This window comes from Kiloniella antarctica (assembly GCF_042682825.1).
Lineage (GTDB): Bacteria > Pseudomonadota > Alphaproteobacteria > Kiloniellales > Kiloniellaceae > Kiloniella > Kiloniella antarctica.
In genome coordinates, this window is sequence record NZ_JBHUII010000004.1 from 146844 (window position 1) to 160278 (window position 13435).

Here is a 13435-nt window from a genome sequence, read left to right on the forward strand (position 1 = left end):
ACAAATAAAAACGTAATATCAAAACAGGGAGTAACAACATGAATATACTTCGTAAAACTATTGGGGTCGCGACTTTATCAGCAAGTCTTCTGCTATCTGCACAGATTGTAATCGCGGCAGAAAAATGGGATATGGCTCTGGCCTATTCTGCCACAAATTATCACTCAAAAATTGCCACTGAATTTGCTGCAGAAGTTACAACGAAGACTTCTGGCGATTTAGAGATCGTTACACATCCTGGCGGATCTTTATTTGGAGGCTCTGAAATTTTTGGTGCCGTTCGTCGTGGTTTAACACCGATCGGTGAGCGCCTGATATCAGCACTAAGCAACGACGATCCACTGTATGAAATTGATTCCGTTCCCTTTTTAGCAACATCATTTGGTGATGCTCATAAACTATACGAAGCCTCCAAACCTGCTTTAATTAAAAAACTCGACGAAGCTGGCCTGGTTTTTCTTTACTCTGCACCTTGGCCACCACAAGGTTTTTATTCTATCAAAGAAGCCAATACACCTGATGATGTAAAAGGGCTTAAATTTAGAGCCTATAATGCGACAACATCTAAAGTTGCCGATATGCTCGGTATGGTGCCAACCAAGATTGAAGCCGCAGAACTATCTCAAGCTTTTGCAACTGGTGTCGCACAATCCATGATTTCTTCAGGATCAACAGGATATGACCGTAAGCTTTGGGAACATGTTGGCTTCTTTTATGATGTTCGCGCCTGGTTGCCACGGAATATGGTTATCGTAAACAAAAAAGCCTGGAATAGATTAGATAAAAAAGTTCAAGATGTAATCCGCACTGCTGCTGCTACTGCCGAAGACAAAGGCTGGAGTGAAGCAGAAAGATTAGCTGACTGGTATCTTGAAGAATTTAAAAAGAACGGAATGTCCGTAAAACCAATGTCACCAGAAATGCGTGCTGCTTTCGAAAAAGTCGGAGCGAAACTGCGCGATGAGTGGTTAGCTAAAATTGGTGACAGTGGAAACGAAATTCTTTCTAGTTACAAAGCTCAGTAATAAAAACGAGTAAGAACATTTGAGAGACCTGTAAACTCAACCAGCTTGCAGGTCTCTATCCCAAAGTATACGAGAGAAATTCAGGAGTAGCCTTTGAAGAAATTATCACAAACGCTCGACAAGACTTACTTGGTGGGTGCATGGCTTTCTGGCGGGTTTCTTTTACTTCTTTGTGGATTAATTCTCTATAGCATCCTTGCACGCATGCTTGGGCTTTTTGCAGGGGGTGCTACTGATTTTGCTGGCTATGCAATGGCAACGAGCACCTTTTTTGCTCTCGCTTATACATTTAGATCCAACGGTCATATTCGTATTCTTCTACTTATTCAAAATACACATGGATCATTACGTCTGGCAATTGAGCGTGCAACGCTTGGTTTCATGAGCTTCATTACCTGTTACCTCACCTATTACACAACACGCTTAGCTGTGGACTCATGGGAATACGGAGAAAGAAGTGAAGGCGCTGACGCCATACTTTTATGGATACCGCAAGTTCCCGTCGCACTGGGCTCAGCCGTCTTTGCGCTCTCAGTCATTCATACCTTTACTGAGAGCATTTTTTCTCCTGAAAAAATAAATTCAGAAAAATTAGACCTAGAGGTTCAAAACGAAATATGAGTGAAGCAGTCTCCATTGTCGTCTTTCTAGGTGTTTTGTTCTTTTTTCTCGGCTCAGGTGTTTGGATTGGGGCCTCTCTACTCGCCACTGCCATTGTCGGTATGCTTATATTCACCTCAACGCCCGTTGGCGATGCCATGGCCATCACCATTTGGGGATCGCAATCATCCTGGACGCTAACAGCCCTTCCTCTGTTTATCTGGATGGGAGAGATCCTTTATCGGACCAAACTTTCTGAAACTTTATTTAGAGGGCTTACGCCCTTTATGGGCAAGTTACCAGGTGGGCTTCTTCATGTGAACGTTGGAGCCTCGGCCATCTTTGCAGCCATTTCAGGATCATCTGCTGCAACCGTTGCCACAGTCGGCAAAATGTCTATTCCTGAATTAAAAAAACGGAACTACCCAGAAAAACTCATCATTGGAACTCTTTCTGGTGCTGGAACACTTGGTCTTTTGATCCCGCCATCAATTTCAATGATCATATATGGCGTTACCGTCAATGAGTCCATAGCCAAACTTTTCATGGCCAGTATGATCCCCGGCCTTGTACTTGCACTCTGCTTTATGACCTATATTGCAGTTTGGGGCCTGTTAAACAAAGACATTTCATACAAAAATCCGACAATGGCTTTTAGGGAAAAAATCACCGCTCTACGCGATTTGTTACCTGTACTGATCTTAATTTCAGGGGTTATTGGTTCTATCTATTCCGGCATTGCCACTGCAACAGAGGCCGCCGCCCTTGGGGTCTTAGGCTCAATCATTCTTTCTTTATTACAAAAGACTTTGGACAAAGACAGCTTTATTGATTCTGTTCTCGGCGCTGTTCGTACTTCAGCCATGATAATGTTCATTCTAATGGGATCAGGGTTTCTATCTCTAGCAATGGGATTCACTGGTATTCCCAAAGCCCTTGCGACAACCATCGTTCATTGGGAGCTTTCTCCCTTCTCTCTCATTATCATTCTGACTATCTTCTATATATTCCTTGGAATGTTCCTCGATGGCATCTCGTCGATCGTTTTAACCATGGCCGTGATTGAGCCCATGGTACGCGCAGCAGGCATAGATATGCTTTGGTTTGGGGTATATTTGATGATTGTCGTAGAAATGGCACAGATTACTCCCCCCGTTGGATTTAATCTTTTTGTCTTACAAGGTATGACGGGGAAAGATATTGGCTATATTGCACGCGCTTCGATGCCCATGTTCTTTGTCATGTGTGCCTTTATCGTCGTTCTATTTCTTATTCCAGAGCTTGCAACTTGGCTCCCCGAGACCTTAAGCCAAACACGATAACTCAGCTTTTAAAGAGATCTAATCGGCGCTCAAGTGCGGAGGCAGATATTCTCTGGTAAAGACTTCGAGCCGATGGCGATAGTTGGGATCAAACCCTTCACATCGACCGAAGTGGTTCAACAGCGCATCAACAGCATGACGGGCATAATCTTCAGGACTGTATTCGATAACTGCATCAATAATACCATCGCGTAACAACGGCCTTGTTCTCCTATTAACGCCATGAGCAACTATCACCGTATCATCCAATAACCCTCGTTCCTTTAACTCTTGAACAAGATGAATATTCCAGGATGAAATATTATAGAGCCCGGCAAAAGGGCCGTGCTTTTCAATATAATCACATACTTTTTTATAATCAGAACTGTCTCCTTTATTACACTCTAAAACGTGGCTCGCCTCGAGATAGGGATACCGCTCTGATATAACCTGTCTAAGGCCTATTTCACGATCAAGATGAGCTGTGTAACGTTGCAACCGCGTAAGAATTAAAGTCTTACCTTGTGATTGATGAATAAAACGACCAAGAAGATCACCGGCGAGTTTCCCTGCTTGTAAATTTCCGCTGCCCGCGTAATGACTTCGACCTGAATTAGGAAGGTCCGAGATCAGAGTAATAACAGGAACTTCCTTGCATATGGGGTCCAACGCATCACTTATTATGGGGTGGTCATATGCCAAAAGGATAACACCATCAAATCCACGTTGTATTGATGCTATCCGTGAAGCGATATCCTGTGGCTCCTGAGATGAGAAGTAATGAAAGCTACAGGTAAAACCTTTTGTATCATGCAATGATTGATGATCGAGAATTGCCTTTTGAATACGGGCATAAACATCGCGATCCGGCCTGTTCATCAAAATCGAAAATCGAAGTAATTGCCTAGGAATTTGATCCAAGTTTCTATTAACTCTTAATTTCCGTGCTGCTTCTAACACCTTGGTCTCAAGTTCTTCTCGTACGCCGCCTCGACCATTCAAAACACGATCGACTGTGGCTGAACTTACCCCTGAAAGAGAAGCAACTTCGGATAATGTAGCTTTCGATCGACGATGCATCAGTAATATTCTCACAATACTTAACAATATACTTGATGGAATTTAATCAGCTATTTGATGGTTTTCAATCAAATATTTGATAGAAGCGTAGAAACCAGCGTGTCATTTTCTCTATAAATAAAAGAAACACCCCATAAAAAGGGGAGCACGAACAAGGGAGATTGAACATGTTAACATCACATAACAGGGATGATTTGGATCGTGGGATCATCTTTAGTCTGCAAGAAAATGCACGATTATCAACCAGTGTGATTGCCAAAAGCCTCAAGGTTGCCCGCTCTACAGTACATGAGCGTATAAGTCGATTAGAGCGCGAAGGAATTATCCAAGGCTATACCGCGGTTATAAAAGCAGATCCAAATGAACAAACTGTACAAGCCCTGCTCTATATCGAACTTGAAAGAAATCACTCGCGGATAGTCATCCAGCATCTACAAAACTTTCCTGAGATTAAAAGCTGTAGTGCGTTGACAGGTGAATTTAATCTCTTTTGCACGGTTGAGGCTCCCTTACTTGAAGATCTAGATGCTTTGCTCGAAGAAATATCTATACTGCCACATGTTATAAGAACAGAATCTAACGTGATTTTGGCCAACAAATTCGATAGGACCAGCCACGTTCAAAAAAGAAATGTGCCCCCCTATTTACACGCAGTTAGTGCTTAGGGGCAGCTTAAGACAACTCAGGAAAGAAAGAATAAATAATAATGCACTTACCCGGAAGCCATCCTACCTACGGACAGGATATTGGCATACTTGTCCTTGATACATCATTCCAACGAATTCCGGGTGACATAGGCAATGCACACTCTTTTAATTATCCCGTAAAGTATAAAGTCGTAAAATCAGCGACAACCGATCAAATCGTGACAAAAGGATCAAAGGCACGTGCCTTGCTCCCCCTCTTTATTAAAGCTGCTCAAGAATTAGAGCGGGAGGGCGTCCGTGCCATCGTTACCAGCTGTGGGTTTTTGGCTGTCATACAAGAAGAACTTGCTGCTGCCGTTTCCATTCCAGTAGCAACATCCAGTCTATTACTCATACCAATGGTCTCCAATATAATTGGGCCATCAAAATCCATTGGAATAATAACAGCTGATGCTGGCTCGCTCTCACAAGAACACCTTAACGGGGCAGGAATAGACGATAAAATACCGCTTCACATAAAAGGAATGGAAACCTCCAAAGCTTTTTCAGAAAGTATCCTCAAACCACCCACGTTACCCACCCGTCCGTTAGACCCTATAGCAATAGAAAAAGATCTTCGGGCTCTCTCTAAAGAACTACAGCACGCTCATCCTGATATTGGCGCCATCGTACTTGAATGCACAAATTTACAGCCTTATGCAAAAGCGCTTCGCACCTCTTTAAATATCCCCGTTTTTGGCATAATCGACTTGGTTAACTTGATACAATCAGGTCTATCTACTAAAGAAACCTCATAAAATAACAGTTACGATAACGGCCACTTCATCCTAAATGGCCGTTATTTGGGGCATGTTATTTACGCAAAACCCGTAACTTGCTCAAGAAATCTTCTTTATTTAAGTAAGCACCACATAGACGGCGATGTCCTTGATAGGCATCGCGGGCATGCATAACCCGCCAATTATCGAACAAGACCACCCTTCCCGGCCGCAATCCAAAGCGCAGCTGAAAACGACGATCATTGATCAATGCGTTAAACAGGTTAAGTCCACGGTAAAAATCCTCCTGAAGCTCATCCTCCAGCCGGAATGGCGCCCTGTCATAATTATTATAGGCAATTTGCTTAAGTTCCCCATCGCGATCCAAGCCGATGATCGGGTGTTCTGCACGCAAGTGGACCCCATCACCTAAGTATTGTGCGGGAACATGCACAGATGTCAGAGTTTCAAAGGCCTTTGGATCCAAAGCGCGAATTTCCTCGGCTACTCTAAATCCATCAACAAAAACGCTTTCGCCACCAGTGCCATCGAACTCAAGGCAATGGAACATCTGATATCCAGGTGAATCAACGCTGTAGGTCCCATCCGTATGAGGGCCGATCTCTACCGTACTATAAGCAGAGTCAGCAAACGCCTGGTTTGCGGTAAAGTCCCAAAATCCGCCAAATATTGTTTCACGAATATAAGTAATACGACGGGCAAGAGCCTCTGTTGCTTCTGGTGTTGCGGGTGTGCCTTCAACCAGACCAAAGCCATAGTTATGGATCAATTCCACCCACGTTTTGAGACCTTCGTCTCCTGCCATGACTTCTTCATAAGATACCTTTGGAAGGCAATCCGTGATCTCATCCTCTGTCCAGAGGCTCTTTTTATCGTCAGACTTTGGCAATCCGGTGGCCGCCATTTCCTTCAAAAAGGAGATAGGATAAATACTGTCTCGTTCTTCATTTTCCCAACGAACAGAAACTGTCTGACCATCTTCAGCAAGTATCGCCGCTTTTGCTTTCAAATCAGTCGGTATGGAAAAAGTATCGACCTGACGTTGATTGGTTTCCAGGTTCATGCTGTGCGCTGCGTGGCAATGATCCCGAAGCCATAGATACGGATATCGAGAAACACCTGTCCCATCCTTCCATTGAACTTCTAAATATTTATCGGCTGTTCGCAGTGTACCCAGCAGCGTATCAAAATGAACGGTCATGGTCAGTCTTCCTTAAATTCAGGAATAGAAATTGAATATCAATTCAGATACTGAACAACCGTTCAGTTATTGTCAATCACATTTATTCCACACCTTAATTAGACAGCCTGAACACAGAATTTTCCACCCTCTTAATCAAGACAAATCCCTTTCGAACTGCTCTTTTAGCCAAGAAGAAAAAGCCTGAACACGGGCAAGATCTTTACGCTCCGAAGAATGGAGAATGCAATAACCATAACCATGGTAAATCGAAGGCCCAGGTACTTGTAGTAATTGATTTGAACTCAAATCTGATTTGGCAATGCAACTTGGGACAAGAGCTATTCCCTGCCCCGCGACAGCAGCTTGCACCAAAATACCAGAATGACTGTAACTGCTGTTAAACTTGGGATTGGGAAATGAAAGATCGTGTTCCCGGATCCACGATAACCAATGCCTTGGGCTGCCCTCGTGAAGAAGCTGAAAATCCATAATTTCATCGGACCTTAACGCATGGTTTACCACCTTAGACAAGGAAGGGCTGTGAACTGCGATCAATTTCTCATCCATCAACCAGTCTATTTGTTCATCAGGGTTCTGCGGTTTTTCTCTATACCGGATAGCGAGGTCATAATCCTCAGATTCAAGGTTTTCAATCTTGTCAGATGCATAAAGCCTGACATCAATATCGGAGTTCTCCTTTGTAAAGCCGCCGATCCGTGGTGCGAGCCATTTTAGACTAAAAGAATGTGTCGCCGTGATGCGCAATATATTCTCATCGCCAAGTTCTCTTAGTCGGGTAATTTCCCGATCTAACTTAGTCAGCTGATTTTGCACATGATTAGAAAACTCTTCCCCCTTGCCTGTCAGGGCAATATGCCGGGGGAAACGGGTAAAGAGTTCAAAGCCCAACTGGCGCTCGAGCTGTTTTATTTGCTGGCTTACCGCGGCTGCTGTTTTATTGAGTTCTTGGCCCGCCAGCTTAAAGCTCGACCAACGGGCAGCACATTCAAAATCACGAAGAGCTGACAGGTTATGAAGGCGGGGAAATTGCATCATAAGGCTAAGATATATTTGTTCATTGAATAAAAATAACAGATTTGTTCTTTTATAAATACTCCATAATTATTGAATAACGTAATTTTTAGGAGTTTATTTGATGAAAAATATATTAGTCATTGGCGGAACACGTTTTTTTGGCCGCCACCTTGTCAATCAATTGCTTGGTCGCGGGCACAAAGTAACCATCGCAACACGGGGGCAAACACCAGACACCTTTGGTGATCGCGTCCAAAGAATAAAGGTCAACAGACGAGATCGAGAGGCAATGATCAAAGCCTTTGCCAATACAGACTACTTTGATCTGATTTATGATCAGATGTGTTACAACCTCCTCGATATTGACATCGCGAACGACGTCTTTGATGGCAATGTTGGCCGCTACATCATGTCTTCAACAATTGAGACATACAACCACCTGATGGGGCTACAATCAAATCCCTATAAGGAAAACGATTTTAATCTCTCAGCAGTTGATGTCGAACAAACCTTTCCCTGGCACGAAGCCAGTTACATGCAAAGCCGTTACGCCGACGGCAAAAGACAGGCTGAAGCCCATCTATATAATACTTCCATTCTCCCCGCAGTAACGGTTCGTATAGGGCATGTGATTGCAGGACGGGAAGATTTCACGAAGCGGCTCCAGTCGTATGTATTGGCCGCAATTGAAGGAACATCCATACCAACTTCACCAGCACCTCAACCCAGTTCCTTTATTACAGTTAGAGACATCGTGGCCTTTTTAATATGGCTCGGTGAGCAAAACTTTATCGGTCCAATTAACGCAGCTTGTGAGCCAGCCCTGGCCTTAGACGACATACTGAAATCCGTACAGGAGATATGTCAAAAGCCTATAAAAACGCACCTATCATCAAATGCCCAATCCCAGCGCACACCTTATGATTACTTATCTCCTCACGTCATGGATACGGGACGAGCCAAAGACCTTGGCTTTAAATTCTCCCCCATACTCGAAAGTCTTCCCCGCCTAGTACAGGAGCTTCTTGATGATTTAGTGGTGGAGGCATAAGTGATTTTAAATTTGGAAAACTCCATAACCTTTATCTTGGCCTCTTCCCTTGTCATCTTTTCGCCAGGCCCTGCTTCATTCTATGTCGCAGGGCAGGCAAGCCGAAACATAAAAACAGGGTTATGGTCCGCTCTTGGTATTATGGCCGGAGACATCATCCTCATAATCGTCGCCGGATTGGGGGTCGCCACGATTTTAAAAGGGTATCCTGCCGCTCTCATATTTATCAAATTTATGGATGCGACCTACCTTGCCTATGTTGGTTGGAAAATGTGGCGGGCCGAAACAACTGTCTATGAAAAGGCCGTTCAGAAAAAGGATATCCAGCAAGGCTTTATCAAAGGACTATTTTTGACGTTAACAAATCCCAAGCCAATCCTGTTTTTTGTCGCCTTCTTCCCCATGTTTATTCCGAAAGACACACCAAATAGCGTGTTTGATTTCTATGTTTTGGGAACGCTCTTTTAAGGCATAAATATATTATGGGGTTGTACCAGTTAACTAGCCCATTTTTTGCTTAACAAATTGTTTTAACTGCTTTAATTGGAAAGCAGGGTCACTGTTGTTAAATCGCCACTCACATTCCTTTAAAAATTCATGTCAGGTGGGTTTAATCGTATCCCCAGTTGCGGGATAATGCTTTGCGCAGCAGTAATATTGATAAGCGCAATCTAAGCGATCCGCCATCTTTCGATGCATAGCTCAAATTTCAGGTTTTCTGTAATGTTACAAAGCTCAGCAAGGTAAATCGCGAATTGGGGAAACGTCGTCCTCGAATGGTACATGTCGTCGCCGAAATGTTGCGCCTTGGACGCAGCTCGGTCTGCTAATTCGGTCCATTCGAAAATGACGGAAATCTTTACGTGCAGGATCCCAGGCCACCAAATACCATAGTGGCGGCAAGATCAGCATTGCTTGCGGCTCAACATTTCTACAGGTCACGGCCCCTTTTGCGTCACGGTACTGGAAACGCAGATATAACCGTTGCAGAAAAGCTGTCTCGAATGCGGGCAGTAGCGTGGGGGCCATAGTTCCCATGTCTGATATGTCAACTTGCGGGGAAAGTCGCCCGACATACAAGCAATCCAGGAAGCGGCGTAAATCTCGGACCTTGTCTGACGGTAAGGCTTTTTCAATTTTGGCAAGTCCAGAATCTGCGAGGCCCGAAAAGGGCAAACTCCCGGCGGCACGCATTGATGCAACGCTGATAAGAAGCGCAAAGACTTCGGCAACCGAGAGCCGGGGTGTGGTTTGAACTGATTGTGGATCAAGTTGTAAACCTCCTCCACGACCAGGTTCAGAATGAATAACAAAGCCCTCATCACGCAAGGCACTAATGTCACGCAACACGGTACGTCTGGATGTGCCAACCTCCTCCGCCAAATCAGAGATTGTCGAAGTACCGTTTCGACGAAGGCTGCGCACGATGGCGTCATGTCGGAGACGTATATTCATTTGTAAGACTTCCCATTTAATAGTGCCAGTATTTGTCACCATTACGTTTTAGTCAATGGCTGTCCGCGTCACCAAATTAACCCGGGATCACAAAAAGGAAAAACAATGTCTAATCCAACCGATTTCCCCAAGCCTATCTTTATTTCAGTCAACGGTGTAGAACTCGAAGTCTTTGAAGCAGGCCAAGAAAATATAGGAAAACCTATTGTACTCTGTCACGGCTGGCCAGAGCATGCCTTTTCCTGGCGCCACCAGATACCCGCTCTTGTTACAGCGGGCTATCATGTCATCGCCCCAAATCAGCGGGGTTATGGCAACTCATCCCGTCCAATAGAGGTAACAAGCTATGACGTTGAACACCTATCAGGTGACCTCATCGGACTTCTCGATCATTACGGATACAAAGAGGCTACCTTTGTCGGTCATGATTGGGGGGCAATGGTCGTTTGGGGACTGACCTTATTGTATCCAAGTCGTGTTAATAGAGTAATAAATCTGAGCGTGCCCTACCAGAAGCGTTGGGAAAAACCCTGGATTGAGTTGATGGAACAATTCTTTGGCGACGACTTCTATTTTGTCCACTTCAATCGACAACCAGGCGTCGCAGATGCCGTATTGAACGATAATACATTCCAGTTCCTTCGCAACATGTACCGTAAGAACCAGCCCCCCGTTGAGCCTGAACCTGGTATGATGATGATCAATCTCGCCAAAGCCAAAGCCCCTCTTGGGGAGCCTATCATGAGCGACAGTGATCTGGCTGTTTTCGTCTCGGCCTTCGAAGCATCAGGATTCACGAGCAGCATCAACTGGTACAGGAACCTTGATCGAAATTGGCATTTACTGGCGAATGTGCACCCAATCATCCAGCAGCCCGCACTCATGATCTATGGCGATCGGGATACAGTCGCGAAATCCGAAAATTTGAAAGAATTCGTACCTAATGCGGAAGAGGTCAGCCTGGACTGCGGTCACTGGATCCAACAAGAAAAACCGGAAGAAACTAATCAAACGATTTTAAAATGGTTGGAGCATCAGGCTACCTCCTAGGTTCATATAAGCGCTTTAAGATTAACCTCTCCCTCTCCAACAAGACCCGAGGGAGAGGGAGAGCAACGTAAGGTTCAACGTCTGGAAGAGACTAAAGATTGAAAAATATATTCTTTTTCACCAACCAAGAAGAGTTTAGCAATTGGTTAGAAGAACATCATGAAGCTAGCGAGCTTTGGGTGGGTTATTTCAGAAAGAGCACAAAGCGTGCAAGCCTTACATGGTCTGGATCAGTAGATATCGCTCTTTGCTTTGGGTGGATTGACGGCATACGGAAAACCATTGATGAACAAAGCTACAAGATCCGCTTTACCCCACGAAAAATAACAAGCGTTTGGAGTGCCGTGAACGTAAAGAAGGTTAAGTCACTTATACAATCTGGCAAGATGAAACCAGCAGGAATGTACGCCTTTAACAACAGAACCGATGCAGAGGGCTACTCCGCGGAACAAAGAAATGTGCAACTAACTAGAAAATATGAAGAGAAAATCAAGGCTAATCAACCAGCCTGGCTATTCTTAACTAATTTAACCCCGTCCTATAAACGAGATTCAATCTGGTGGGTAATGAACGCCAAGAAAGAAGAAACACGTTTAAAAAGGCTTGGCATATTGATTACCTCATCTGCAGCAGGGCTTAAAATACCAAATTTGCGAAAGAAATAATATATCTCCTAAAATCATAATACAGAAATTCGCATTCCAGAATTGAATGTCTGCTTCGTTGATCATTAGGCTGACTTACTGAAATCACTATCATAAAGGTACAAACGCCAGTAACCGCCGCGCAATCAATTTTTCAATTGATAATACAAAATGCCAAAGCGAATAGCTCTGAAAGAGATATTTTACGGCGATACACGTTTATAAAAATGGCGGAGAGTGAGGGATTCGAACCCTCGATACGCGATTAACGTATACTCCCTTAGCAGGGGAGCGCCTTCAGCCACTCGGCCAACTCTCCACATTCCGTGAACAAGCGAATTTCTAAGGTTTTACGCCTACGCTGTAAAGTGAAAAAGATCATTTAAATTCACTTTATTAGAATCAGCACCAGAACTGGCGGGTTTTAGGAATATTTTTCAAGGTAATCAAAATCGAAATTCAGCTTTTTAAGAATAATTTTGTATGTTCTCGATTCTAGAAAAGTACAATAACGACGTGAAGTTTGTTACATTAAAAGACATACTTAATCCCTCAAAGTTCATATTTAGAAATTTATCGTTAAATGGCCGTCTCAAAAAGTACTATGGAATACTGTAAATCCAATATTTTGATATTGCCTCAGGCACTTAAAGAAATGAAAGATGCTACATGCCTGGTGGAAAATGGAGCCTCTGCCATATTCTATAAAGATCTCGCTCAGGACTTGGTTGATGTTGAGTTTTTTTGTAATAATCCGTGTTTCGTCTATATAAAAAATGGCCGTGAAAGAATTACCTCTTTGGATAATACATCTATAGAAATGTCAGAGGGCACAGTCACATTTCTTCCGCGTGGGACGAACCTCCATTCTGATTACGTCAAAAGCTATCAAAATTTGCAGGCATATCTGTTATTTTTTGATGACGACCTTATTCGAGAATTCCTAAGTTCCCAGCCCCATAACGGAAAGAGAAAACACGCGAACACTTCACCCTCCCATCAGGATCTACATCAATTTAAAGGTAGTAGCGTTCTAGCTGGATATTTTGATAGCATTACAAATTTGAAAGAAATCAATCTCTTCTCTACACAGCTCTTAAAATTGAAATTATTGGAATTTTTAAACATTCTTGCACTAACAAACCCAGTTTCGAATTTGGATAATCTATTGTTGAATATTAAGCCTGCGTCACCAAAGCGAAACATCAAACGTTTGATTAGCAATCCAGAAACACTTCGGCTTACGGTCACCGATCTCGCGAAGCTATCAGACCGCAGCTTATCCAGCTTTAACCGTGACTTTCGAGAGAGCTATAATATGCCACCACAAAAATGGCTCCGGGATAAACGATTAATCTGTGCTCAAAAATTATTAATGGAAAAGGATTTATCTGTAACAGAGGTCGCATTGGAAGTTGGTTACGAAAACATTTCTCACTTTATAAAAACATTCAAGGAACGCTTTGGCCTTACGCCAAAAGAATTCAAAAACACAAACTGTAATAAGATATAAAAATATAACTGGAAAACGGCATTGCTGGAATTCCAATGGTAGCCGCATTCAAAAGTTAGGCATACAGTCAGA

Annotated in this window: 14 protein-coding genes, 1 tRNA gene and 1 pseudogene; 10 read left to right on the top strand and 6 right to left on the bottom strand. The window is 43.5% G+C overall.

What is annotated here, in order from left to right:
• The first annotated feature begins 38 nt into the window (after positions 1-38).
• The 3 genes from ACFSKO_RS07620 to ACFSKO_RS07630 all read left to right on the top strand — a co-directional run bounded on the left by ACFSKO_RS07620 (position 39) and on the right by ACFSKO_RS07630 (position 2947).
• Entirely contained in the window at positions 39-1025 is a 987-nt protein-coding gene (locus ACFSKO_RS07620) for a TRAP transporter substrate-binding protein (protein ID WP_380250115.1), read from the top strand.
• Between the two features lie 93 nt (positions 1026-1118).
• Complete coding sequence (locus ACFSKO_RS07625; protein WP_380250117.1) at positions 1119-1646, top strand: TRAP transporter small permease; 528 nt, start codon at positions 1119-1121, stop codon at positions 1644-1646.
• Positions 1643-2947 carry a TRAP transporter large permease gene (locus ACFSKO_RS07630; protein WP_380250119.1) on the top strand — a complete coding sequence of 435 codons (1305 nt, stop codon included), beginning with the start codon at positions 1643-1645 and terminating at the stop codon, positions 2945-2947. Before ACFSKO_RS07625 ends, ACFSKO_RS07630 begins: the two co-directional genes overlap by 4 nt.
• An 18-nt stretch (positions 2948-2965) precedes the next feature.
• Here the strand turns inward: ACFSKO_RS07630 and ACFSKO_RS07635 are convergent, their stop codons facing one another.
• The gene (locus ACFSKO_RS07635; RefSeq protein ID WP_380250121.1) at positions 2966-4006 is read right to left on the bottom strand and encodes a LacI family DNA-binding transcriptional regulator; all 1041 of its coding nucleotides are present in this window, start codon (positions 4004-4006) and stop codon (positions 2966-2968) included.
• Positions 4007-4173: 167 nt separating this feature from the next.
• Between ACFSKO_RS07635 and ACFSKO_RS07640 the strand changes: the two genes are divergently transcribed.
• On the top strand, positions 4174-4671 hold the full coding sequence (locus tag ACFSKO_RS07640; RefSeq protein WP_380250123.1) for an Lrp/AsnC family transcriptional regulator: 498 nt from the start codon (positions 4174-4176) through the stop codon (positions 4669-4671).
• A 41-nt stretch (positions 4672-4712) separates the two neighbouring features.
• Positions 4713-5450: an aspartate/glutamate racemase family protein gene (locus ACFSKO_RS07645; RefSeq protein WP_380250125.1), complete on the top strand. Its 738-nt coding sequence runs from the start codon at positions 4713-4715 to the stop codon at positions 5448-5450.
• A 55-nt stretch (positions 5451-5505) separates the two neighbouring features.
• Here the strand turns inward: ACFSKO_RS07645 and ACFSKO_RS07650 are convergent, their stop codons facing one another.
• Both ACFSKO_RS07650 and ACFSKO_RS07655 read right to left on the bottom strand, forming a co-directional pair.
• Positions 5506-6633 (bottom strand): trimethyllysine dioxygenase, encoded by a 1128-nt coding sequence (locus ACFSKO_RS07650; protein WP_380250127.1) that lies wholly within the window; start codon positions 6631-6633, stop codon positions 5506-5508.
• A gap of 135 nt (positions 6634-6768) precedes the next feature.
• Positions 6769-7671 carry a LysR substrate-binding domain-containing protein gene (locus tag ACFSKO_RS07655; protein WP_380250129.1) on the bottom strand — a complete coding sequence of 301 codons (903 nt, stop codon included), beginning with the start codon at positions 7669-7671 and terminating at the stop codon, positions 6769-6771.
• Positions 7672-7771: 100 nt separating this feature from the next.
• Between ACFSKO_RS07655 and ACFSKO_RS07660 the strand changes: the two genes are divergently transcribed.
• Together ACFSKO_RS07660 and ACFSKO_RS07665 are read left to right on the top strand one after the other, a co-directional pair.
• The gene (locus ACFSKO_RS07660; protein ID WP_380250131.1) at positions 7772-8701 is read left to right on the top strand and encodes an NAD-dependent epimerase/dehydratase family protein; all 930 of its coding nucleotides are present in this window, start codon (positions 7772-7774) and stop codon (positions 8699-8701) included.
• A complete protein-coding gene (locus ACFSKO_RS07665) occupies positions 8702-9169 on the top strand; it encodes a LysE family translocator (RefSeq protein WP_380250133.1) in 468 nt (155 codons plus the stop codon). It begins immediately after the preceding gene.
• Positions 9170-9202: 33 nt separating this feature from the next.
• On the opposite strand, the pseudogene ACFSKO_RS07670 reads toward ACFSKO_RS07665, so the two are convergent.
• Together ACFSKO_RS07670 and ACFSKO_RS07675 are read right to left on the bottom strand one after the other, a co-directional pair.
• Positions 9203-9301 (bottom strand): annotated as a pseudogene (locus ACFSKO_RS07670) (IS1595 family transposase); the annotation flags it as partial.
• Positions 9302-9436: 135 nt separating this feature from the next.
• On the bottom strand, positions 9437-10156 hold the full coding sequence (locus ACFSKO_RS07675; RefSeq protein ID WP_380250135.1) for a helix-turn-helix transcriptional regulator: 720 nt from the start codon (positions 10154-10156) through the stop codon (positions 9437-9439).
• A gap of 105 nt (positions 10157-10261) precedes the next feature.
• Between ACFSKO_RS07675 and ACFSKO_RS07680 the strand changes: the two genes are divergently transcribed.
• Both ACFSKO_RS07680 and ACFSKO_RS07685 read left to right on the top strand, forming a co-directional pair.
• On the top strand, positions 10262-11206 hold the full coding sequence (locus ACFSKO_RS07680; protein WP_380250137.1) for an alpha/beta fold hydrolase: 945 nt from the start codon (positions 10262-10264) through the stop codon (positions 11204-11206).
• A 98-nt stretch (positions 11207-11304) separates the two neighbouring features.
• Positions 11305-11871, top strand: a complete 567-nt coding sequence (locus ACFSKO_RS07685) for a YdeI/OmpD-associated family protein (RefSeq protein WP_380250139.1) — start codon at positions 11305-11307, stop codon at positions 11869-11871.
• Between the two features lie 207 nt (positions 11872-12078).
• Here ACFSKO_RS07685 and ACFSKO_RS07690 read toward each other — a convergent pair.
• Positions 12079-12169: transfer RNA gene (locus ACFSKO_RS07690), tRNA-Ser, on the bottom strand.
• A gap of 336 nt (positions 12170-12505) precedes the next feature.
• Here ACFSKO_RS07690 and ACFSKO_RS07695 point away from each other — a divergent pair.
• Positions 12506-13363, top strand: coding sequence for a helix-turn-helix domain-containing protein (locus ACFSKO_RS07695; protein WP_380250140.1), 858 nt, complete (start codon positions 12506-12508; stop codon positions 13361-13363).
• Positions 13364-13435 lie beyond the last annotated feature (72 nt).

Bases quoted from the DNA above. Each gene is read 5' to 3' on its own strand.
- ACFSKO_RS07620 (WP_380250115.1), top strand. From the start codon at position 39: ATGAATATACTTCGTAAAACTATTGGGGTCGCGACTTTATCAGCAAGT.
- ACFSKO_RS07630 (WP_380250119.1), top strand. From the start codon at position 1,643: ATGAGTGAAGCAGTCTCCATTGTCGTCTTTCTAGGTGTTTTGTTCTTT.
- ACFSKO_RS07635 (WP_380250121.1), bottom strand. From the start codon at position 4,006: ATGCATCGTCGATCGAAAGCTACATTATCCGAAGTTGCTTCTCTTTCA.
- ACFSKO_RS07640 (WP_380250123.1), top strand. From the start codon at position 4,174: ATGTTAACATCACATAACAGGGATGATTTGGATCGTGGGATCATCTTT.
- ACFSKO_RS07645 (WP_380250125.1), top strand. From the start codon at position 4,713: ATGCACTTACCCGGAAGCCATCCTACCTACGGACAGGATATTGGCATA.
- ACFSKO_RS07650 (WP_380250127.1), bottom strand. From the start codon at position 6,633: ATGACCGTTCATTTTGATACGCTGCTGGGTACACTGCGAACAGCCGAT.
- ACFSKO_RS07655 (WP_380250129.1), bottom strand. From the start codon at position 7,671: ATGATGCAATTTCCCCGCCTTCATAACCTGTCAGCTCTTCGTGATTTT.
- ACFSKO_RS07660 (WP_380250131.1), top strand. From the start codon at position 7,772: ATGAAAAATATATTAGTCATTGGCGGAACACGTTTTTTTGGCCGCCAC.
- ACFSKO_RS07675 (WP_380250135.1), bottom strand. From the start codon at position 10,156: ATGAATATACGTCTCCGACATGACGCCATCGTGCGCAGCCTTCGTCGA.
- ACFSKO_RS07680 (WP_380250137.1), top strand. From the start codon at position 10,262: ATGTCTAATCCAACCGATTTCCCCAAGCCTATCTTTATTTCAGTCAAC.
- ACFSKO_RS07695 (WP_380250140.1), top strand. From the start codon at position 12,506: ATGAAAGATGCTACATGCCTGGTGGAAAATGGAGCCTCTGCCATATTC.